General features: G+C 49.2%; 22 protein-coding genes, 2 pseudogenes and 1 other annotated feature. Of the genes and pseudogenes, 22 read left to right on the forward strand and 2 right to left on the reverse strand.

What is annotated here, in order from left to right:
• The first annotated feature begins 174 nt into the window (after nt 1-174).
• The 21 genes and pseudogenes from ACQCVH_RS22785 to ACQCVH_RS22885 all read left to right on the forward strand — a co-directional run bounded on the left by ACQCVH_RS22785 (nt 175) and on the right by ACQCVH_RS22885 (nt 17,576).
• Complete coding sequence (locus tag ACQCVH_RS22785) at nt 175-1,146, forward strand: ABC transporter substrate-binding protein (RefSeq protein ID WP_426837884.1); 972 nt, start codon at nt 175-177, stop codon at nt 1,144-1,146.
• Entirely contained in the window at nt 1,112-2,173 is a 1,062-nt protein-coding gene (locus ACQCVH_RS22790) for a FecCD family ABC transporter permease (protein WP_426837885.1), read from the forward strand. The genes ACQCVH_RS22785 and ACQCVH_RS22790 overlap by 35 nt, the downstream gene beginning before the upstream one ends.
• Nucleotides 2,173-3,636, forward strand: a complete 1,464-nt coding sequence (locus ACQCVH_RS22795) for a heme ABC transporter ATP-binding protein (protein ID WP_426837887.1) — start codon at nt 2,173-2,175, stop codon at nt 3,634-3,636. The genes ACQCVH_RS22790 and ACQCVH_RS22795 overlap by 1 nt, the downstream gene beginning before the upstream one ends.
• Entirely contained in the window at nt 3,633-4,616 is a 984-nt protein-coding gene (cbiB, locus tag ACQCVH_RS22800) for an adenosylcobinamide-phosphate synthase CbiB (RefSeq protein ID WP_426837888.1), read from the forward strand. The genes ACQCVH_RS22795 and cbiB overlap by 4 nt, the downstream gene beginning before the upstream one ends.
• Nucleotides 4,573-5,646 carry a pyridoxal phosphate-dependent aminotransferase gene (locus ACQCVH_RS22805; protein ID WP_426837889.1) on the forward strand — a complete coding sequence of 358 codons (1,074 nt, stop codon included), beginning with the start codon at nt 4,573-4,575 and terminating at the stop codon, nt 5,644-5,646. The genes cbiB and ACQCVH_RS22805 overlap by 44 nt, the downstream gene beginning before the upstream one ends.
• Nucleotides 5,625-6,200 carry a bifunctional adenosylcobinamide kinase/adenosylcobinamide-phosphate guanylyltransferase gene (locus ACQCVH_RS22810; RefSeq protein WP_426837890.1) on the forward strand — a complete coding sequence of 192 codons (576 nt, stop codon included), beginning with the start codon at nt 5,625-5,627 and terminating at the stop codon, nt 6,198-6,200. The genes ACQCVH_RS22805 and ACQCVH_RS22810 overlap by 22 nt, the downstream gene beginning before the upstream one ends.
• Nucleotides 6,197-7,696 carry a cobyric acid synthase gene (locus ACQCVH_RS22815; RefSeq protein WP_426837892.1) on the forward strand — a complete coding sequence of 500 codons (1,500 nt, stop codon included), beginning with the start codon at nt 6,197-6,199 and terminating at the stop codon, nt 7,694-7,696. The genes ACQCVH_RS22810 and ACQCVH_RS22815 overlap by 4 nt, the downstream gene beginning before the upstream one ends.
• Nucleotides 7,693-8,484: an adenosylcobinamide-GDP ribazoletransferase gene (gene cobS / locus ACQCVH_RS22820; RefSeq protein WP_426837893.1), complete on the forward strand. Its 792-nt coding sequence runs from the start codon at nt 7,693-7,695 to the stop codon at nt 8,482-8,484. The genes ACQCVH_RS22815 and cobS overlap by 4 nt, the downstream gene beginning before the upstream one ends.
• Complete coding sequence (locus ACQCVH_RS22825; RefSeq protein WP_426837894.1) at nt 8,433-9,065, forward strand: histidine phosphatase family protein; 633 nt, start codon at nt 8,433-8,435, stop codon at nt 9,063-9,065. The genes cobS and ACQCVH_RS22825 overlap by 52 nt, the downstream gene beginning before the upstream one ends.
• Complete coding sequence (locus ACQCVH_RS22830; protein ID WP_426837896.1) at nt 9,017-9,445, forward strand: bifunctional adenosylcobinamide kinase/adenosylcobinamide-phosphate guanylyltransferase; 429 nt, start codon at nt 9,017-9,019, stop codon at nt 9,443-9,445. Before ACQCVH_RS22825 ends, ACQCVH_RS22830 begins: the two co-directional genes overlap by 49 nt.
• An 18-nt stretch (nt 9,446-9,463) precedes the next feature.
• Nucleotides 9,464-10,045, forward strand: coding sequence for a cob(I)yrinic acid a,c-diamide adenosyltransferase (locus tag ACQCVH_RS22835; protein ID WP_426837897.1), 582 nt, complete (start codon nt 9,464-9,466; stop codon nt 10,043-10,045).
• A gap of 2 nt (nt 10,046-10,047) precedes the next feature.
• Nucleotides 10,048-10,542, forward strand: a complete 495-nt coding sequence (locus ACQCVH_RS22840) for an ECF transporter S component (RefSeq protein WP_426837898.1) — start codon at nt 10,048-10,050, stop codon at nt 10,540-10,542.
• Nucleotides 10,539-11,255, forward strand: coding sequence for an ATP-binding protein (locus ACQCVH_RS22845; RefSeq protein WP_426837900.1), 717 nt, complete (start codon nt 10,539-10,541; stop codon nt 11,253-11,255). Before ACQCVH_RS22840 ends, ACQCVH_RS22845 begins: the two co-directional genes overlap by 4 nt.
• 71 nt (nt 11,256-11,326) lie before the next feature.
• Nucleotides 11,327-11,883 (forward strand): annotated as a pseudogene (locus ACQCVH_RS22850) (histidine phosphatase family protein).
• Entirely contained in the window at nt 11,884-12,291 is a 408-nt protein-coding gene (locus ACQCVH_RS22855; protein ID WP_426837901.1) for a YdbC family protein, read from the forward strand.
• An 801-nt stretch (nt 12,292-13,092) separates the two neighbouring features.
• A complete protein-coding gene (locus tag ACQCVH_RS22860) occupies nt 13,093-13,680 on the forward strand; it encodes a TetR/AcrR family transcriptional regulator (protein ID WP_426837902.1) in 588 nt (195 codons plus the stop codon).
• A 5-nt stretch (nt 13,681-13,685) separates the two neighbouring features.
• The gene (locus ACQCVH_RS22865; RefSeq protein ID WP_426837904.1) at nt 13,686-14,030 is read left to right on the forward strand and encodes a DMT family transporter; all 345 of its coding nucleotides are present in this window, start codon (nt 13,686-13,688) and stop codon (nt 14,028-14,030) included.
• A 2-nt stretch (nt 14,031-14,032) separates the two neighbouring features.
• Nucleotides 14,033-14,347 (forward strand): DMT family transporter, encoded by a 315-nt coding sequence (locus tag ACQCVH_RS22870; protein ID WP_426837906.1) that lies wholly within the window; start codon nt 14,033-14,035, stop codon nt 14,345-14,347.
• A 337-nt stretch (nt 14,348-14,684) separates the two neighbouring features.
• Entirely contained in the window at nt 14,685-15,458 is a 774-nt protein-coding gene (locus tag ACQCVH_RS22875) for a class I SAM-dependent methyltransferase (RefSeq protein ID WP_426837907.1), read from the forward strand.
• 30 nt (nt 15,459-15,488) lie between these two features.
• On the forward strand, nt 15,489-15,872 hold the full coding sequence (locus ACQCVH_RS22880) for a VOC family protein (protein ID WP_426837908.1): 384 nt from the start codon (nt 15,489-15,491) through the stop codon (nt 15,870-15,872).
• Between the two features lie 232 nt (nt 15,873-16,104).
• A pseudogene (locus tag ACQCVH_RS22885) lies at nt 16,105-17,576 on the forward strand (SulP family inorganic anion transporter).
• Between the two features lie 48 nt (nt 17,577-17,624).
• On the opposite strand, the gene tyrS reads toward ACQCVH_RS22885, so the two are convergent.
• Both tyrS and ACQCVH_RS22895 read right to left on the reverse strand, forming a co-directional pair.
• A complete protein-coding gene (gene tyrS, locus ACQCVH_RS22890) occupies nt 17,625-18,872 on the reverse strand; it encodes a tyrosine--tRNA ligase (protein WP_426837910.1) in 1,248 nt (415 codons plus the stop codon).
• Between the two features lie 77 nt (nt 18,873-18,949).
• Nucleotides 18,950-19,161, reverse strand: a binding site (T-box leader).
• Nucleotides 19,162-19,233: 72 nt separating this feature from the next.
• Entirely contained in the window at nt 19,234-20,424 is a 1,191-nt protein-coding gene (locus ACQCVH_RS22895; RefSeq protein ID WP_426837930.1) for a dicarboxylate/amino acid:cation symporter, read from the reverse strand.
• Between the two features lie 350 nt (nt 20,425-20,774).
• Between ACQCVH_RS22895 and ACQCVH_RS22900 the strand changes: the two genes are divergently transcribed.
• Nucleotides 20,775-21,848: a D-alanine--D-alanine ligase gene (locus tag ACQCVH_RS22900; RefSeq protein WP_426837932.1), complete on the forward strand. Its 1,074-nt coding sequence runs from the start codon at nt 20,775-20,777 to the stop codon at nt 21,846-21,848.
• Nucleotides 21,849-21,861: the final 13 nt, after the last annotated feature.

A 21,861-nucleotide genomic window follows, 5' to 3' on the forward strand; every position in this document is an offset into this window, starting at 1 on the left:
GAGGTGTACGGCAGCCTTTTGGAATCTTTTATTTTGAATCTGCGCACGCCGTGCAAAGCATCTCCATGTTTATTGGGGATGCTTTTTTTGGTTCCGAAGGATGCTGGTCCCGTTTTGGGCATAAGATCTTTGCAGCATGAATTTTACGACACTTATTCTACAGGGGGATTTACCATGAAAAAGCTTTATTCATTATTATTCAGCATGCTTTTGGCAGCGGGTATTCTGTCAGGCTGCGGCGATTCAGGGGCAGAGCCTGAAAAGGACAATGGCAGCAGCACTGAACAGACAGAGACAGAAACAGAAAAGGCTGAATTTCCGGTTACAATCACAGATGCCGCCGGTGAAGAAGTTGTCATTGAAGAAAAGCCGGAGAAGATTGTTTCCCTGATCCCAAGCAACACGGAAACTGCGTTTGCACTCGGTTTGGGAGAAGAAGTTGTTGGGGTATCTGATTATGATAATTATCCGGAAGAAACAGCAGATAAAGAAAAGATCGGCGCAATGGAATTCAATGTTGAAAAAATCATCTCCCTTGGCCCGGACCTGGTTCTTGCACACGCTTCAAGCGCGTATAATTCAACAGCAGGATTGCAGCAGCTGAAAGATTCAGGCATCGCTGTGCTGGTTGTCAATGATGCCCAGAGCTTTGAACAGGTATATGAATCGATCGAGATGATCGGAACCGCTTCAGGCGCCAAGGAAGAAGCAGAAGAAGTGATTGCCGGCATGAAAGAGAAGATAGAGGCAATCAAAGAAAAAGCTGCTGCTGTAACAGAAAAGAAGAAAGTGTTTGTAGAGGTGTCTCCAGCGCCGGAGATTTATTCGCCTGGGAAAAATACATTCATGGATGAAATGCTTACGATGATTAATGCAGAGAATATTGTAAAAGAAGAAGGCTGGCCAAAGGTAGATCCTGAAGCGATCATCAAGGCAAATCCGGACGTAATCATTACTACTTCCGGCTACCGGAATGAAGATGCCGTTGCAGAGGTGCTTGCCCGTGAAGGCTGGCAAGATGTAAATGCCGTTAAAAACAAGCAGGTGTTCAGTGTGGATTCAGATACAGTAAGCCGCTCCGGCCCAAGGCTTGCTGAAGGAGTAGAGGAATTTGCCAAAGCTGTCTATCCGGACGTATTTAAGTAAAAATAAGCTGTCAGCCTATGTGCTTGCAGCCGCTTTCCTTGTCCTGTGCATGCTGGTGGGGATTTCAATCGGTACAGTCTCTGTGCCGATTCCTTCTATCATTAATATAGTTGGATCTAAGCTTCTGCCGATTCAGCTTGATGCCTCGGTTGACCCGATGCACAGCAATATCGTGATGAATATCCGCCTGCCTCGGGTCATTCTTGCCGGGCTTGTAGGAGCTTCCCTTGCTATTGCGGGGGCAGCCTTCCAGGGCCTGCTGCGTAATCCGCTTGCAGATCCTTATACGCTGGGTGTTTCATCCGGTGCGTCTGTGGGTGCTGTGCTGGTGCTGTTTTTTCAAATATCTATCCCGTTTGCCGGACTGTTTACGCTTCCTATTCTCAGTATGGTATTTTCATTCTTAACCATATTTGCCGTGCTGTTTTTTGCAAGAAGGATTGACAGGGCCATGAAGGTGGAGACCATCATCCTGACAGGGATCATTGTCAGCTCCTTTCTGGGCGCGCTCATTTCGCTTATGATTGCCCTGACTGGCGAAGAGCTCAGGCAGATCATCGGCTGGATCATGGGGAGCGTTTCGATGAGGGGATGGGCCTATATCCGCATTATCCTGCCGTTTTTCATAATAGGAAGCCTTCTGTTAATGATGAATGCGAAAGAGCTGAATGCTATGTCATTTGGAGAAGAACGGGCCCAGCATCTGGGTGTAAATGTGCAGAGAAGAAAAATGATGGTCCTTGTGGCGGGTTCCATTTTAACAGGCGCAGCCGTCGCAGTGTCAGGCACCATCGGCTTTGTCGGCCTCGTAATACCGCATCTGACAAGGCGGCTGTGGGGGCCAGACCATATCCATCTGCTGCCTTTGTCGATGATGACCGGCGCAGGCTTCCTGATTCTTGCCGACCTGGTCGCACGGACGGTCATCTCGCCGACAGAGCTGCCGATCGGCGTCATTACGAGCATCATCGGAGCGCCTGTGTTTGCACTCATTTTGCTGAAAAGAAGAAATAGGAGGGCGGTCTGATGCTGAGCATACAAGGATTGACCGGCGGCTACGCAGACGAAAGCATTATTAAAGAGGTCAGTTTTTCAGTAGAAAAAGGGGAGCTGTTCGGCATCCTGGGCCCAAATGGAAGCGGAAAGACAACTCTCTTAAAAATGCTGAGCGGCATCCTCTCCTACAAGAGCGGGAGCATTTCTGTCAAAGGCAGGCCTTTGACGGAGTTCTCTGTGAAAGAGCTGGCAAAGGTCATTGCGGTGCTGCCGCAGCATTCATCACAGTCTTTTTCTTATACAGTCAAAGAAACGGTTTCTTTAGGCAGATATGCCCATCAGAAGGGATGGTTCCAGACCTGGTCTGAAGAGGATGAAAAGACCGTCCAGCGCGTGATGGAACAGACCCGGGTCGCAGAGTTCAAGGATCATTATATCCACGAGCTGTCCGGCGGGGAGAGGCAGCGGGTATTCCTTGCCCAGGCGCTGGCCCAGGAGCCTGAGATCCTGCTTCTGGACGAGCCGACCAACCATCTTGATCTGTCTTTCCAGAAAGAGCTGCTTGACCTGCTGCGGACATGGGCGAAGGAATGCGGGATGACTGTTGTTTCCATTTTCCATGATCTGAACCTTGCAGCACTGTATTGCGACAGGCTGCTTTTAATGGAAAACGGGAAGGTAGTCGCGGCAGATGTCCCGAATGAGGTGCTCCGCGAAGACCGGATCCGCACAGTCTATCAGACGGATATTATGAAGCATGCCCATCCTGCTGTCCCTGCCCCGCAGATGGCGATCCTGCCAGGGGATCCGAGTGCTGAACCGGCCGCTATTGGCGAAGAAGATGTCCAGGTATACAAAGACCATGTGCTTGTGAAATCTCCTTTCCCGCTCCGGACGATGTCCTCCGGGGTGGCAGGAGCAGGGGTCGGCTGGCACAGGCTGTTTGTTAACCGCCAGGTGCCGAACCATTATGACTGCAGCGACCACCGGGCAGAAATGAAAGAATATTTGCGGGAAAACGGCTATGAGCCAGGCGAGACGGTCGGCATGATGACAGCTGTCCAGGTGGCCGACGCTAGCTATAGGCTCTATGAGTCCGATGGCTTTTCTCTCCTCGCAGTTGTCACCGCGGGAACAGGGAATGCTGTTGACGCTTCCCGCAGCGGCCTGCACAGCTTTGAATTTTCTCCAGGCACGATCAACACATGGATCTTCATCAACGGAAACCTGACGGAGGAAGCCTTCATTCAAAGCATCATGACAGCCACAGAAACAAAGGTAAAGGTGCTTCATGACCATCATATTGAGGATAAGGTGTCAGGCACCCTGGCGACAGGCACAAGCACAGACAGCATCCTGATTGCTGCTGCCCAGTCAGGGGAAAAGCTGGAGTTCGCAGGAACGATTACACCGCTTGGCAAGCTGATCAGCAGAGCAGTATATGACTGTACAGCTGAAGCGCTCCATAAATACCGGAAGAGGGTGTCATCATGATTGTTTTTCATCTGGCTGCCCTTACCCTTGCGTTTCTGCTGGATCTGCTTATTGGAGATCCGCCTAAATGGCCCCATCCAGTCCGGTGGATCGGGTCATTTATTCTATTTTTGGATAAAAAATGGAACCGCGGCGGAAAGCGGAAGGTGAAAGGGGTAATCATGGTCCTGACTGTCCTTGGTGCTGTATTCCTTGCTGCAAGTGCCATTACATACACCGGCTATCACATCCATCCGCTGGCAGGAATCATAATCGAAGCTATCCTCATTTCCACCACAATTGCACAAAAAAGCCTGAAGCAAGCGGCGCTCGAGGTCTATAATCCGCTTCATAGAGAAAACATATCTGAAGCACGCCTGAAGCTTTCCTATATTGTCGGGCGTGATACAGAAAAGCTGGAAGAGCCGGAAATTGTGAGAGGGACGGTGGAAACGGTTGCAGAAAATACGAGTGACGGGATAACTGCCCCTCTATTTTGGGCGCTTATCGGCGGAGCACCTTTGGCTCTCCTGTACCGTGCAGCCAATACCTGCGACTCCATGGCAGGCTACAAGAATGAAAAATATCTTGAATTTGGCTGGGCCTCTGCCCGGCTCGATGATCTGCTGAACTTCATTCCTGCCCGGCTGACCGGCCTCCTGATGCTGCTTGGGAAAAAGCCGGAGCATTCCAGCTTTAAGGAAGCATGGGACATTCTCCTCCGGGACAGCAGGAAGCATCCGAGCCCGAACAGCGGCTGGGGAGAAGCAGCAGCTGCAGCCTTGATGGGCGTCCAGCTCGGGGGCATCAATTACTATAAAGGGATCGTTTCTGACAGGGCAAGAATGGGTGACCCTATTGTTATCCTGGAAAAAGGCCATATATTGTCCGTCATTGAGATTATGAAAAGGACATCTTTATTATTTCTATTATTCTTATGGCTGGGGGGAATGCTCTTTGAATTGGCCGTCACATGGATCCAATCCGCAGCATTTATTTAAGGCACTTGGGCTGGGGGAGCCATCGGAGCTGCTGGACTATAGTGCCAATATCAATCCTATGGGGCCGCCTGAACGGTTAAAGGCAGGCTGGCATCAATTTTTCGAGAATCTGCCGGTTTACCCTGATCCTTTTGCTGCAGACCTGACTGCAAGGCTTGCCCAAAAGGAAGGTGTCGGGAAGGAATATGTACTGGCCGGGAACGGTGCCTCTGAGCTGATTAGCCTTGCAGCGAGGCTTCTGGCCGGAAAAAAAGTCATCATCGTTCAGCCGGCTTTCTCTGAATATGAACAGGCCTGTGAGGTGAATGATTGCGAAATCAGCTATTTTCAGCTGGATGAGGGGGGCTGGGAGCTTGATGCAAAGAGGCTCTGCGAAGACGCCAAAATAGCTGATGCCCTGTTTCTCTGCAATCCTGCCAACCCGACAGGCAGATACTATGGCCGTGAAGATATCATTTCATTATTAGAGGGATGCCCTGAAACGCTCGTCATCGTAGATGAGGCATTTTATGACTTTCTACCGGAATATGAACCTCTCGTGCCGCTGCTTTCAGAATACAGGAACCTCATCCTGCTCCGGAGCATGACGAAGATGTTCAGCATCCCGGGCCTGCGGCTGGGCTATGCACTGGCAGACCCTGAGCTGATCAGGGGGATGGCCCGCTTTCAATACCATTGGAGCATCAACTCCGCTGCCCAGCAGGCAGGGCTGATTTGCCTGGATGAAGATCTATACATAGAGGAAACACAGATTTATATGGAAAAAGAAAGAAGAAGGCTCTTTAGCTTTTACAAGAATAAAGGCTTGCTCGTGTCCGAATCGAAAACCAATTTCTATCTTCTCCGTGACCCGGACCTTGGTGATCAGGAAAAGCTGTTTTACTTTTTGCTTGAAAAAGGGTTTGTCCCCCGCCATACCTATAACTTTCATGGGCTATCGGGACGCTGGCTGCGGTTTGCCATCAAAGGGCCAAAAGATAACCAAAAGCTGATGGAGGCGATCAACGAATGGACAGGTCAGAAGGACTGATATTCATCACAGGCGGCGTCCGCAGCGGCAAAAGCACCTTTGCGGAAAAAACAGCAGAGACCCGAGCCGCCTCCAATGGCCGTCTTCATTATATTGCGGCAGGGAAGAGCTCGGATGAAGAAATGGCCGAGCGGATCCTGCTGCATCAAAAGCAGCGGGATGAAAGCGGAAGCGGCTGGAGGACCTGGGAACAGCCTGCAGGAATAGGGGAGCTGGCTGCCGCTTTTACAAAGCAGGATGTGCTGCTTCTGGACTGCCTGACCACTTTATTGAATAATGAATTATTCGGCACAGGCAGCAGGTGGGAGAGTCCGGCATTCCAGGAAGCGGTCAAGGAGCGGATCCTTGCTGATATCCAATCCCTGAATGAGAGTGCGGGAGCATTAATTATTGTCAGCAATGAAGTCCAGTATGAACCGATTGAAGCAGGGAGTGTGTCCCATATATACGCCAGGCTGCTTGGACAGCTCCACCAGAGGATTGTGGGGATGGCAGTCCAGGCCTATCTTGTGGAAGCGGGGATCCCGCTTCTTATGAAAGGAAGGAAACCATGAAAGGCATCATGATACAGGGAACGGCTTCAGATGTGGGGAAAAGCTTTATCGCTACTGCTCTCTGCCGGCTGCTGTCCAATGAAGGCCTCAGGGTGGCGCCGTTCAAGTCTCAGAATATGTCCAATAATTCCTATGCGACGGCGGACGGCAGGGAAATCGGCCGGGCACAGGGCATTCAGGCAGAGGCGGCGAGGACTGAAGCAACAGTCTGGATGAACCCGATCCTGCTGAAGCCGAAATCTGATATGAGCTCAGAGGTGGTCCTGCTCGGAAAGGCTGTTCAAACCTATTCCGGCCGCAGCTACCGTGAGAATTTCTATGAAAAGGGCCTGGCTGTGATCCAGGAATCATTGAAGAAGCTTGAAGCCGATTTTGATGTCATTGTTGCAGAGGGTGCCGGGAGTCCGGTAGAACTCAACCTGAAGGATCGGGAGCTGGTCAATATGAAGGTGGCCGATCTTGCTGATATCCCCGTCATCCTGGCAGCGGATATCGACCGCGGAGGCGTGTTCGCAAGCATCATCGGCACCCTTGAGCTGCTCACGCCTGAAGAGAGGCTGCGGGTGAAGGGTTTGATCATCAATAAGTTCAGGGGCGACCCGGATTTGTTTGCGGACGGCATCTCCTGGCTGGAGGAGCGGACAGGGATTCCTGTTCTCGGCGTTCTTCCCCATCTTGAAAACCATATGATTGATGGAGAAGATTCCCTTTCCCTCGAGGGCGGTTTTTACAAAAGGGCTGGAGGAAGGATTGATATTGCCGTGATCCGGCTGCCGTATATTTCGAATTACAGTGATATTGAACCTTTTTTCTACGAGGAAGATGTGTCAGTGCGCTGGGTGAAGGATGCAGCGGAGTTTGGAGAACCGGATGCCGTCATTATCCCCGGGACAAAGAGTACGATCCATGATCTGCAGTTTCTGAAATCTTCCGGCCTGGACCGTTCTATTGCCTGTTTTGCTGGGGAAGGCGGCAGGATTGCCGGTATATGCGGCGGCTACCAGATGCTTGGGGAGCAGCTGTATGATCCTGAAGGGACCGACAGCGGTATGAAAGGCTTTAAAGAAAAGGGGCTGTGCCTGATTGCGGCTGATACGACCTTTTTCAGTGAAAAAATAACCGTCCAGGTGAAGGGTACGTACATGCCATCTGCAGGGTTTGGCAGCGGCAGTGTTGAAGGATATGAGATTCATCTTGGCCAAACAGCCAAAAAGGGCATAGATACAGGCAGGAGTTTATTTTTAATGGAAGATGGCCGGGAGGAAGGCTATAGCGGCGGAACAATAATCGGTACCTATCTGCACCATGTTTTTCATAACGACAGCTTCAGAAACAGATGGCTTGGCAGCATCCGGAAGGAAAAAGGCCTGCCGCAAAAGGAGCCTGTACGGATCGGAGACATGAAGGACGAACGTTTTGAGAAACTCGCCAATGAGGCAAGGCAGCATCTTCAGTGGGACAAAATCAAAGAAATAATAGGATATGAAAAAGCATGAAAACCATTAAAGGGCTTCTGATCAACATTCAATTTTTTACAAGCATTCCGGTGCCGATGCAGATTCCGATGGATAAAGCACATTTGAAAAGGGCCGTGATCACTTTTCCAATCCTCGGGCTTCTTCAGGGACTCTTTTACAGCCTGGTGCTGTATGGGTTCCTGGAATGGACCCCGTTTTCGCCGCTTGCCTCGGCATTTGCCCTATGGCTTGCGATGATCATCCTGACAGGAGGAATCCACCTGGACGGCTGGATGGATGCAAGCGATGCCTTCTTCTCTTATCAGGATCGGGAGAAGCGGCTCGAAATCATGAAAGATCCCCGTACAGGTGCGTTCGGTGTTCTTTCGGTCATTGTGCTTCTTGCCGCGCGCTTTCTGTTCATATATGAAATAGCGCTGCAGCGGGAGCCGGAGACATATTGGCTCATTGCCCTGATTCCGTTTCTCGGAAAGCAGATCATGGGTGTCCTCCTGATGCAGGTGCGCCCGGCAAAGCCGGAAGGACTGGGGGCACTGTTTCAAAAAGCTGCCAGTTCCTCAGATCTGGCCTTTTACCCGGCAGCAGTGCTGCTGGTGTTCTTAGTGTATGCTGTGGCGGATATAAGCCTTGCAGTCCATGCGGCGATCCTGCTCTTGGCTGCAGCAGGCTTTCTCGCATTTGCTGCTGTAAAGTCGGTTAAATGGTTTGGCGGAATTACAGGGGATGTACTTGGTGCATCTGCAGAAGGAGCTGAATGCTTTTTATGGATGGTACTGTGGCTGTTACATTATTTCGCCATGTCCTGACAGAAAAAAACAAGCAGCATGCCTATCTCGGCTGGACAGATTCTCCTTTGTGCCCTGAAGAGAAGAAGCGGTTTGAAGCCTGGGCACAATCACTCCCGGAGTATCCCTTCATTTTTTCAAGCGATCTGGGACGCTGCCTCGAAACTGCCAGCCTTTTGCCCGGAGGGGAAGCCCGAGAGCTGAAGGAGCTGCGGGAAATGAATTTTGGCAGATGGGAAGGCAGTGTCTATGAAGAGCTGAAGAATGCCCCTGCCTACCAGGCGTGGCTCAATGATCCTTTTGTTGCCCCGATACCGGAAGGCGAGGATTATGGGCAGTTTTCTGAAAGGGTCATGCATGGCTGGGGAAAAATCAGGACCAGCCTGATCCGGCATAAAGAAACAAGAGCTGCTGTCGTCACGCACGGCGGGGTGATCCGGCAGCTGTTGACCAGGCTTGCGCCAGAGGAAAGGCCATTCTGGGAGTGGAAAGTCCCGCATGCCGGCGCCATCACACTTGTCTGGGAAAACAATGGGTTCAGGAGGGATGAAAGATGCACTTTATTATTGGAGGAAGCTTCAACGGGAAAGCTGCCTGGGTGAAGAGGCAGTATGCAGAAGAAAAGGCTTCCTGGCATAGTGCCTACAAGGGCGATTGTTTTCCTGAAGGTGCTGGTGCAGCGACAGACTGTGTCATTATGGAAGGAATCGAACGGTGGATCCGCGAAGATATAAAGAGAATGGATAAGGATCAGGCAAGAGCCTTGTGGAAGGAGCGGCTTGATGATTGGCTCCGCTGGGAAGCCGGTGTGCAGGAAAGAAAACTGGTACTGATCGGAACAGATATCACAAAAGGGATTGTACCTATGGAAAAAGCAGACCGGGATTGGCGGGATGCCTCCGGGTGGATATTCCAGGATGCTGCTGAGGCTGCTGAAAGGGCAGATCTGATCTGGTATGGCATCAGCCGGAGATTAAAATAAAAGATAGGGGAAATGAAAATGAGGATTTATACAAGGACAGGCGATAAAGGGCAGACAAGCATCATTGGCGGCCGGGTGGACAAAGATGATGTCCGGGTTGAGGCCTACGGCACAGTCGATGAGGTGAACTGCTTTGTCGGACAGGCCATGACTGAGCTGGATGAAGGGATATTCAAGGATGTACTTGAAGATCTGGAAAAGATTCAGCATGAGCTGTTTGACTGCGGAGGAGACCTGGCCAATGTGTCGTCTAAAAGGGAAATGAAGCTTGGGCAGGAAGCCATCGATTACCTGGAAAGCAGGATCGATGAATTCATTGAAGAAGCACCGGAGCTCGAACGCTTTATCCTTCCAGGCGGTTCGAAGCCGTCTGCTTCCATCCATATAGCAAGGACGGTTGCCAGAAGGGCAGAGCGGCTCATCGTCACGCTCATCAAAACGGAAGAAAAGGTTCCTGAAGTTTGCCTGCAGTATATGAACCGCCTCTCGGATTATTTCTTCGCACTGGCAAGGGTGATCAATTTCCGCCTTCAAGTGAAGGATGTGGAATATGTTCGGAGCGCGAAGGTTTTCCGCGGCGGGAAGCGCAAGGAGAACTGATTGTGAAAAATAAAAAGATGATGCTGGCTGCCTTGTTCATAGCTTTTTCAGCCATTGGGGCAGCTGTCAAAATTCCGGCGGTCATAGGGAGTGTGGCACTCGATTCCTTTCCTGCCTTAGCTGCCGCTGCCCTGCTGGGGGGCGGGGCCGGCAGCGTGGTGGCCGGGCTCGGCCACCTCCTGTCTGCACTTATCGGCGGTATGCCGCTTGGGCCTCTTCACTTTCTTGTTGCAGCTGAAATGGCCGTTCTGGTTTGGGTATACGGAAAACTGTGGGGAAGCGGCCGGAGGAAGGCGGCTTTCGTCATTTTTGCAGCAGGCAACACATTTGCAGCACCGCTCCCGTTCCTTTTTTTAATGGGGACTGGTTTTTATATCGCGATCGTCCCTTCCCTTCTGGTTGGCTCGCTTCTAAATGGTTTGCTGGCTTTCTGGGCAGTTCCGCGCATCAGCCGGGTGCTTGGTGAGAGGCTGAGGGAAGGGGATGTGCCGGAATGAGGGACGTATTATACATACCGGGCGGAAACGGGGAAACCCTGGTCATTAGCAGCGACAACAGCGGCGGCATTGGCCTGAAGGAGGCTGACCATGTAAAGGTCCCGTATGAAACGGTTGCTTACTTTGCTTTTCGTACGGCTGTCATGGAAAATCTTTCAGCCGGCGGTGTTCCATTTGCAGCCGTCCTGCACAATTTTACAGGGGACGAGCATTGGAATGCGCTTGCCGGGGGCATTGAGAAGGGTGCACAGGAAGCAGGGATTGAAGGCTTGACTGTCACAGGAAGCACAGAAAGCAATTTCGATCTCATCCAGTCGGCAGTCGGACTGATCGTTATCGGAAAAAAGAAAGGCCGTCCTGAAGATCCTCCCTATTACACAGGCCGGGAGAAGCTGGCTGTCATCGGGCTGCCGCTTGTCGGTGAGGAGGTCCTGAGCAAAAAAGAGGCAATCGCACCGCTTTCTCTATTTAAGGAAATCAGCAGGATGGATGGGATCCGTACACTGCCTGTCGGCTCGAAGGGAATACGTTATGAACTGAACCAGCTTTTTTCCAATAGGGAATTCACTAGAGATAAAGTTTCCTGCAAGGGCGTGGACCTCTTAAAATCAGGCGGGCCTTCCTGCTGCTTCATCGCCTCCTATCCTGAGGAGCTTGAGAGAGTAATTAAGATTAAAGCGGGAAGCTTTCATCATCAGCTTGAGATCGACTAGAGGAGGAATGAAACTTGCTTGATTTATATTTTGTAAGGCATGGGGAAACAGAATGGAATAAAGCCGGGCGGATGCAGGGCAGGCTTGATTCAAATTTGACTGAAAAGGGGCTGGAGGATGCTGAAAGGCTCGGGGAATATTTGCGGGAGATGCAATTTGACGAAATCATCTCAAGCCCGAGCTCACGAACCATCCAGACAGCCGAAAAGCTTGCCGGAAGCACTGCGGCCATCCGTACGGACGAAAGACTGATGGAAATCCATCTTGGCCAGTGGCAGGGAAAAACAGGCGGCGAAATAAAAATGCTTTTTCCTGAACAGTACGGCTATTACTGGAACGAGCGGAAAAGTTTGAGAACCCGGAGGGGGAAACCTTTCTGGATGTGAAAACCAGGCTGGCCGGGTTCCTGCAGGAGCTCGGGGACAGCCGGAGCACAGGGAAAATCCTGATCGTCACCCACGCGGTTGTCATCAAAACAGCGGTCATGCTGGCCAATAAGGTGACAGTCAAAGAAATCTGGGAGCCCCCATTCATTCATGGCACAAGCCTCACCCATATGACATACAGGGACGGAGTGCTCGAGCTTGTACTCGCCGGCGATCTTTCCCATATCGGAGCCCCAGGCTGAATGCTCGTGAAATTTATCAGGTGCGGAGTTGAGTCAGGTTCCAGGGAAAAGTTCAGCATCGCCCAAATGGGATGGGAGCCATTGAAGCACGTCCCCGGTTTTATCCGGCAGTTCGGCGGCTGGACCAGACCGGAAGGGGATGCCGATGCTGTTATCTTCGGTTTGTGGGAGAGCAGGGCCAGCTACGATTATTTTATGTCTAGTCTGCATGATAGTCTGATAGGCGAATCATCACAAGAGCGGTATTTCCAATCTATTTCCGTAGTACTTTATGAGGTGGATGAGGATATGGTTCATGGGGCGGCCGCTAGCAAAGGGCTCTTGGACATTCTTGGGGAGAAACTGGGCATAGAAACCCGTGAAGTAGAGCTTGCCGAGGCGTGGGAAGTACAGGCGGCAATCAGCTGAGAGTCTAGGACCCTCAGCTTTTTTTAGTGGAAATTTAAGTCATGTACAGAAAGGAAGCTAATCGAAGCATGAATGGCAGGAAAGAAGGCCGTCATGTATAGAAAGAAGGTTAATCGATGCAAGACTGGCAGGAAAAGAAGGGAGTCATGTATAGAAAGAAGGTTAATCGATGCATGACAGATAGGAAAAGAAAGTAGTCATGTATAGAAAGAAGGTTAATCAATGCATGAGTGGTAAGAAAAGAAGGTAGTCATGTATAGATAGAAAGAAGGTTAATCGATGCATGATTGGCAGGAAAAGAAGGCGGTCATATATAGAAAGAAGGTTAATCGATGCAAGACTGTTAAGAAAAGAAGGGAGTCATGTATAGAAAGAAGGTTAATCGATGCATGATTGGCAGGAAAAGAAGGCGGTCATATATAGAAAGAAGGTTAATCGATGCAAGACTGTTAAGAAAAGAAGGGAGTCATGTATAGAAAGAAGGTTAATCAATGCATGAGTGGTAAGAAAAGAAGGGAGTCATGTATAGAAAGAAGGTTAATCGATGCATGACTGGCAGGAAAAGAAGGGAGTCATGTATAGAAAGAGGGTTAATCGATGCAAGACTGTTAAGAGAAGAAAGTAGTCATGTATAGAAAGAAGGCTAATCGATGCAAGACTGGCAGGAAAAGAAGGCCATCATGTATAGAAAGAGGGTTAATGGATATGCGGGAAAGGCAGCAGAAACAATTTTCTCTATTGAATACAGGGATTCATTTTGTTATACTTCTAACTAACGATAGTTAGGGAGGCTGAGGAAGGATGACTTCACAGCAGATCAAACAAGCAGCATTAAAGCTTTTTGCTGAAAAAGGATATGAGGGAACGCCGCTCTCTGCCATCGCCAAGGCGGTTGGCATTAAAACCCCTTCTTTATATGCGCATTTTCCTTCAAAAGAAGAGCTGTTCCTGTCGGTTTTCCGGGATACGGTTTCCTTGGAGCTGCTCACAATTAAGGAAGCCATGGAAGATCAAAGCTCTGATAATGCTCTTGATACGATTAAGGCGATTTTTGATGCACTGACCGAGTTGAGGGAAGAAAATGAGAATATCCAGTTTTTTAAACGGGCGATATTCTTTCCGCCGGCTGATCTCGGCCCAAAGCTGAAAGAAGAATTTTTTGAATATGAAAAGCATTCCACTGACATGCTGCAGGGCCTCTTTGAGCACGGTAAAAAAGAGTCGATGTTCACGGCGGCCGGAAGCGGTGAAATGGCTGCTGCATTTTATTGCCTGATTGACGGGCTTCTGGTTGAACAGCATTATTACAGCCAGGAGGAATACAACAAACGGAGAGAATCGGCATGGAGGATCTTCCTGGCCGGAATCATCATGAAGAAAGAGGGGTAGCATCAATGCCTTGGGTATATTTATTTGCAGCAGGATTATGCGAAATAGGCTGGGCTTTCGGGCTTAAGTATTCAGAAGGGTTCACAAAGCCATTGCCCGCTGTCATCACGGTTATATTGATCATCATCAGCTTTATGCTGTTCTCCAATGCGATGAAGACCATCCCGATCGGAACAGCTTATGCAGTATTCACCGGGATTGGAGCGGCAGGGACTGTAATTGTCAGTATGATGTTCCTCGGGGAGCCGGGCGGGGCTGTGAAACTTTTATTCCTGGCGCTGCTGCTCGGCGGCATCATCGGGCTGAAAATGACCTCCAAAGATGAAGAGACGGAAAAGGGGGCTGAGTAGGCATGTCATGGTTTTATTTAGTATTGGCGGGCTTCGGCGAAATAGGTTTTGTCATTTTCATGAAGCTGTCAGAAGGCTTTACCAGAAAAAAATATACAACCTTATCCGGGTTATCAGGCTTTATCAGCTTTTATTTTCTTTCCCGGGCACTGCTGGAGATTCCGATTGGCACCGGCTACGGAATCTGGACAGGAATCGGTGCAGCCGGAAGCGTGCTGCTTGGCATGCTGTTTTTCGGTGAATCCCGGGACTGGAAACGGGTTGTATTTATTGGGATGATCATTGGCGGTGTAATTGGCTTAAAAACGATCAGCTAAGCAGAGGCAGCAGCTCTAAAATATAGAGCTGTTGCTTTTATTTCGGCTGATTCTACCTGGTTTCAGAGTTATTCTACCTGAATTCTTGTTTTTTCTACCTGAAATCGGCTGGATTCTGCCTAAAAATAGTGATAATTTTTCCATATAACATTTATTGCCAATTTACCTCGTAAAAAATTCAAAAAATTATAAAAAAACCTTGCATAAATGCTAGAATATAAGAAAAAAGGAGTCATAACCTATGTACCACCTGTTAACCGACAGTTAGCAACCCGATAAGGGGACCGCCTTCCTTCTATTTTGCCGAGTTAATGAACAATAGACAGGAGGAGACGGAATGAACAGAGCATATTTTGATTTTTTAGTAAAACAAGCCGAGAAGAAATTTACAGGATGGGACTTCTCTTATCTGACGGAAACAGGGAGGATGGCCTCTGAGCCGCTGGCCTGGAATTATACGAACTTGGTGCTGCCTGAGATGCTGAATGCGGCATCCATGCTGGATATGGGCACCGGCGGAGGAGAGTTTCTTTCCTTATTATCCCCGCTTCCGTCTTATACAGCTGCCACAGAAGGGTACGGGCCAAATATAGAGATTGCAGCAGAACGTCTAAAGCCGCTGGGAATAGAGGTTTATGAGGTAAAAGATGATTCGGTGCTGCCTTTTGGTGACCGTTTGTTTGATCTCGTGATTAACCGCCATGAGTCTTATGATACGCAGGAAGTGAACCGCATCCTGAAGCCCGGCGGGGTCTTTATAACCCAGCAGGTTGGCGGAACGGATAACTTAGGGCTGAACCGTATGCTCGGCGCTAAAGAAGACTTTGGACATGCCGGCTGGAACCTGGAGAAGGCCATTCATCAGCTTGAAGCTGCCGGCTTTCATATTATGGAATCTTTTGAAGCATACCCTTATACAAGATTCTATGATATCGGTGCCATTCTCTACTATTTGAAGGCTATTCCCTGGCAGATAGAAGGGTTTACTGCCGGGAGATACGAAAAAAAGCTGAGGGAGCTGCACGTGGAAATCCAGCGGACGGGCTATGTGGAAGTCCGTTCGCACCGCTTCATAATAAAAGCACAAAAAAATAAAGAAAAGCCGGCCTGAAAAAGACAGGCCCGCTGGAAGGAGCTTAGTATGGACTTGAAGCTGGGCTATATCATTTTATATGTTGAAGATTTGGAAAAGACGAAGCAGTTTTATGGCGAACTTCTCGGTCTCGAGCTGAAAAATGAATTTGGCACCTACATAGAATATGACACAGGCAGCACGATCCTCTCCATGAACACACGGGAAAATGTCCGGGAGCTGACAGATCTTCCGGTACCGGCCGGGGTCCGGACAGAGCAGACGATGGAGATTGGCTTTGTGACGGAGGATGTGGAAGGGACAATTGATAAGGCGCGCAAGGCGGGAGTCCGCATTTTGCTGGAGCCGGTGAAAAAGCCCTGGGGACAGACTGTCGCTTATATGGAAGATCCGGATGGGCATTATATTGAGATTTGCACACCCATCGGCTAAAAATGCCTGGCCCTCTTTTTAGAGGGCTTATTTTTTTGCGTGAGCAAGATTTATCCGGTTAAGTATTTCGAAGAAAATCGAAGAAAAACGGGGGAAACTCATTAATTCGGCGCTTACACCAGCTCTTGTAAATTATCTGGAATATGGTATGATACTCTATGTTTTTGTCGGCCCGGACTTTGATGAGAGTTCAAAGTCACACTATAAATCCAATAAACTAAGGGGTGTTCATTTGAAAGGTTTATCAATTAAAGAACAATGGTTTGGCAATGTCAGAGGAGATATCCTGGCCGGGATTGTCGTAGCGCTTGCGCTCATTCCCGAGGCGATTGCTTTCTCCATTATTGCAGGTGTAGACCCGATGGTCGGTCTCTATGCTTCTTTTTGCATTGCGGTCATTATTGCATTTGTCGGGGGACGGCCGGGGATGATTTCAGCGGCAACCGGGGCCATGGCCCTGCTGATGGTTACGCTTGTTGCAGACCACGGGCTTCAGTACTTGTTTGCTGCCACCATCCTGACCGGAATCATTCAGCTGCTGCTGGGTGTCTTTAAGCTGGCCAGGTTTATGAAATTCATTCCAAGGTCTGTGATGATCGGATTTGTGAATGCGCTCGCCATCTTGATTTTTATGGCACAGCTTGAACAGTTTGTTGATGCTACATGGGTCATGTATGCCATGGTAGCCGGTGCGCTTGCCATCATTTATTTGTTTCCGCGCATGACAAAGGCTGTCCCATCGCCGCTTGTTGCCATTATTGTCATTTCTATCATTGCGATAACGACAGGTTCGGATGTACGGACAGTAGGAGACATGGGAGAGCTGACAAGAAAGCTTCCGGTCTTCCTGATTCCGGATATCCCGCTGAACCTGGAAACACTGAAGATTATTTTTCCTTATTCCCTCGGCCTGGCCATTGTCGGCCTGCTTGAGTCACTTTTGACTGCTTCCATCGTCGATGATATGACCGACACGGAAAGCAACAAAAACCGTGAAGCCAGAGGGCAGGGGATTGCCAATATCATTAACGGATTTTTCGGCGGGATGGCCGGCTGTGCGATGATTGGCCAATCCGTCATTAATGTAAATCAGGGGGACGAGGAAGGTTATCTACCTTAACAGCAGGTGTGTTCCTGATGTTCCTGATTCTGGTCCTCGGCGACCTGGTCGTCCAGATTCCGATGGCTGCGCTAGTCGGAGTCATGATTATGGTATCCATTGGTACATTTGACTGGACTTCTCTCCGCAATATGGCAAAGGTTCCTGCCACCGATTCGATTGTAATGGTCGTAACGGTTGTGACGGTTGTCTTTACCCATGACCTGTCTAAAGGCGTCTTTGCGGGAGTGCTCCTGAGTGCGATATTCTTCGTTGCCAAAATCTCAAAGGTGAAGGTGTCAACAGCCCTTGATGAAAAAGCAGGCAAACGCACCTATAAAGTGACAGGACAGCTATTCTTCGCCTCTGTCACTGATTTTGCCGGCAGTTTTGATTTAAAGGAAACGGCGAAGGAAGTAGTCATCGACCTTTCTGAAGCACATGTCTGGGATGACTCTGCTGTAGCTGCCATTGATAAAATTATGATGAAGCTCCGGGAAAATGGAACAAGCGTCCAGCTGATTGGACTCAACGAGCCGAGCCTGCATCTGGTTGATAAGCTGGCTGTCCACAAACAGGATGGCGCCAAGCTTTCCGGCCATTAATATAAAAAAAGGGAAGACATCCTAAATGGTGTCTTCCCTTTCTTTATTTTAGGCCTTTTTAATCCTGACGAATTTCCGCCTTCCAACTTGCAGGATCAGCTCTGCCTGCAAAGAAACCTTCATGTTAATATCCTCAGCCTTTTCGCCATTCATCCTGACACCGCCGTTTAGAACCATCCGCCTTGCTTCGCTCTTGGAAGAAAAGAGGCCGGCAAACATCAGCAGCTCCAGCAGCTCTGGTCCTTCACCGCCAACCCATGTAAGGTCGGGCATGTCTTCCGGTATGGAGCCTTGCTGGAACACGCTTTTGAAATGGGATTCTGCCTTGCTGGCAGCTTCATGTCCGTGGTACATGCTGACAATGGTTCTGGCAAGCTGCATTTTAGCGTCCCGGGGATGAAGCGCCCCTTCTTCAAGTCTCTGCTGGATGGTCGCCTTCTCAGCGAGAGGCAGGCTTGTTGCAAGGTTGAAGTATTTCTCCATCAGCTCATCTGGAATCGACATGGCTTTGCCGTACATTTCCTCCGGCTTTTCGTCCACCCCAATGTAATTGTTCTTGGACTTTGACATTTTCTCCGTTCCATCGAGCCCTTCCAAAAGAGGGACAAGGATTACTACCTGCTTTTCTTTGCCATAATGCTCCTGAAGATGCCTTCCCATGAGGACATTGAAATGCTGGTCATTGCCGCCGAGTTCAATATCGCTTTCGAGCATTACTGAATCATAGCCCTGCATGAGCGGGTAGAAAAACTCATGGAGGGAAATAGGCTTCCCTGCCCCAAGCCGTTCAGAAAAATCATTCCGCTCGAGCAGGCGGGCCACAGTGATTTTGCCGGCCAGCTCGATGACATCCTGGAGATGGAGGGAGGACAGCCATTTGGAATTATAATGAAGCTCGGCCTTGCCCATATCAAGCACTTTGCCGAATTGCTGGAAGTAGGTTTCCGCATTATGCTTTACCTCTTCGTCGGTCAGCTGCTTTCTTGCTGCAGATTTCCCCGTCGGATCGCCGATTTTTCCGGTAAAGTCGCCGATGATCAGCTGGATGGTATGGCCATTTTCCTGGAATTGCTTCAGCTTATTCAATACGACCGTATGGCCCAGGTGGACGTCAGGTGCGGACGGATCAAGCCCGAGCTTCACCTTCAGCGGATTGCCGAGAAAGAGTGATTTGGCGATTTTATTTTTCAGCTCCTGAGGGGGCACTACATCCTGAGTGCCGCTGGTGTAAAGCTGATATTGCCTTTCAAGCTCCTTTTCCTGGTTGGGATTCAGCTTTTCTATAAAATTCTCCATGATATATCCTCCTTATGTTTTTTGTTTGCGGCACTTCCTGATGAGTTTTGAATGCACAAAAAAACCACATCCCTGTAAAAAGGGACGTGGTTTTGCACGCGGTACCACCCTTGTTGAAGACATTTGTCTTCCGCTCGTTCGGATAACGGACCGTCCGTCCTTTGCTACTAAGGTTCACAAAGAATGTTCCAGGAGGTAATTCACGTTCGCTTTTGTACCGGTTCGCACCAAACACCGGCTCTCTTCAAACAGGGAAGCAAACCCTACTGATTCCTGTCATAACTCATCTATTTAGTTACTGTTTCTGGATGTTAGAAACAGTTTAGATGATTATCCAGGAGATGTCAAAAGTATTTTCAGACTAAACAGCTTTTGCTTCATTTTTGAGCGGAACGGCTTTCTTTCCGCTTGCTTTGTCTGCCAGGATTGTGATGGCACCGTCACCTGTTACGTTGCAGGCAGTGCCGAAGCTGTCCTGGGCAAGATAGAGGGCAATCATCAAAGCAGTCATTGTCCCATTAAAGCCAAGCATAGATTCCAGCAGGCCGAGCGCAGCCATGACAGCTCCCCCCGGAACGCCCGGCGCGGCAATCATTGTAATCCCGAGCATCATAATAAACGGGAACATCTGCCCGAAGGATACTGCTTCACCCTGCAGCATAAGAACAGCAATGGAACAGCTCACTAGTGTGATAGTGCTTCCGGATAAGTGGATCGTTGCCAGGAGCGGCACAGCGAAATCTGCTGTTTTCTCCCGTGCGCCCAGCTTTTTGACCTGTTTCAGTGTCACAGGGATTGTAGAAGCAGAAGACTGGGTCCCGAGCGCAGTGAAATAAGCAGGAAGCATTGACTTCAGCAGGTAGAAAGGATTCTTCCTGGCGGCAGCCCCTGCTGCAGTGTACTGCAAAAACAGGAATAAGAAATGAAGGGCAATAATCATGATAAATACTTTTGCAAATACACTGATGATGCTTCCGACTTGTCCGCCGTACGTCATATTGGCAAAAATTCCGAAGATATGGAAAGGCAGCAAAGGAATAATGATTTTTTCGATCAGCATTTCAATGATGCCGCGGAAATCATCCATCACATTTTGCAGGGCATTGCTTTTCAGGCCGGCAAGTCCAAGCCCGATTGTAAAAGCAAGCAGAAGTGCTGTCATCACGCCCATGACCGGCGGCATGTCCACCTGGAAAAAGGGAGCAGCGAGCGCTTCCTCTGGATTTCCGAATTCTTTTAAGCTCTGATTCTTAAGCAGGGCAGGGTACAGGCTGACAGCGGCAAAATAGGCGGCTGTTCCCGCAGCGATGGTAGAGGCATAAGCAAACCCTGTCGTAATGCCGAGAAGCTTGCCGGCACCCTTTCCCATTGTCCCGATGCCGGGAGCGATGAACCCGATGATGATTAAAGGGATGGCAAAGCCGAGAAAGTTTCCGAACAGGCTGTTGAATGTAGCGAACAGCCTAATGGCTCCTTCTGGAGAAAAAGAACCAATTAAAATGCCTAAAGCTATTGCAAGAATAATTCTGGGGAGTAGTCCTAGCCGTTTCATCATTGTCCTCCTTGAAAATACATTTGTTTGTATAACGTGGATTATACAGTCGTATACCTTTCTTGTTAAGTGGAAATTTTTAAAAATAATAAGTAAAAATATTCTATAAATTCAAATAATAGCATCTAATAAACTATTTGAGAATAATTCCTTAGAACCAGTTACCCGGGAGGCTGGAGGATTTAAGGGGAATGGGTTGCAAATGGGCATAGGAAATCATACATATATAGAAAGCAGGGCAGACTGGGAAAGAAAAAAATTCCTGCAAATAACAATAGTCAATCACGCCTTTTTCGCTTTTGGAGTGGTAAAATGAAACATGTGATTGAATAAATGGAGGGTTCCTTTTGATGAAAAAGAAGCTTGGATTATTATACGGCGGAAAATCCGCAGAGCATAAAGTATCAATGCAGACGGCCCTTGCTGTCATTAAAGCCTTGGATTTGGAGAAATTTGATATATATCCTGTTTACATAACCGAGGAAGGGGAATGGGTGAAGGGCCCCATGCTTGAAGCGCCGGCAGAGAGCGTCAAGCAGCTGGAATTCTCCCAGGGAGAGGCTGTGTCGCCTGCAGCCCTGGCTCCGGCAATGTTCAAGTCATCTGAAGAAAGCAGCTTTGACGTTATCTTCCCGCTTCTTCACGGACCAAATGGTGAAGACGGCACGGTTCAGGGGATGCTTGAGCTCCTTAACCTTCCTTATGTCGGCAATGGGGTGCTTGCCTCATCTGCAGGCATGGATAAAGTCATCATGAAGAATATCTTTGCCCAGGCTGGCCTGCCGCAGGTCAACTATGTATGGTTCGTCCGCAGCGAATGGCAAAAGGCTGGGGAAACAGCTTATGAGAAGGTAGAAAATGAACTTGGCTATCCTTGCTTTGTCAAGCCGGCCAATCTTGGGTCCAGTGTAGGGATCAGCAAGTGTTCAAACCGGGAAGAGCTGGCAGCAGCATTTGAAGAAGCGTTCCAGTTTGACCGGAAGATCATTGTGGAGGAAGGCGTAACGGCCAGGGAGATTGAGCTCGGCGTCCTTGGGAATGATGAGCCGGAATGTTCGGTGGCCGGCGAAATTGTACCGAAAAAAGACTTCTATGATTATAAAGCCAAGTATGAGGATGGCGATACAGCCATGATCATTCCTGCTGAAATTACAGAAGAGGAATACAGCACACTGAACGAGATGTCGATCAGGGCTTTCAAGGCCCTTGACTGCTCCGGGCTCGTTAGGGCAGACTTCTTCCTGACACGTGACGGCAAGGTCATGATCAATGAGGTCAATACAATGCCTGGCTTTACGCCGTTCAGCATGTTCCCGCTTCTTTGGAAGCATACTGGCGTCGAATATCCGCAGCTGATTGAAAGGCTGGTAAACCTGGCTATTGAAAGACATACGGAAAAACAGAGCATCAAACATACAATGTAAACTTTTAGACAGA

This window comes from Bacillus infantis (assembly GCF_050107595.1).
In the GTDB taxonomy this organism is placed as follows: domain Bacteria; phylum Bacillota; class Bacilli; order Bacillales; family Cytobacillaceae; genus Bacillus_AB; species Bacillus_AB infantis_C.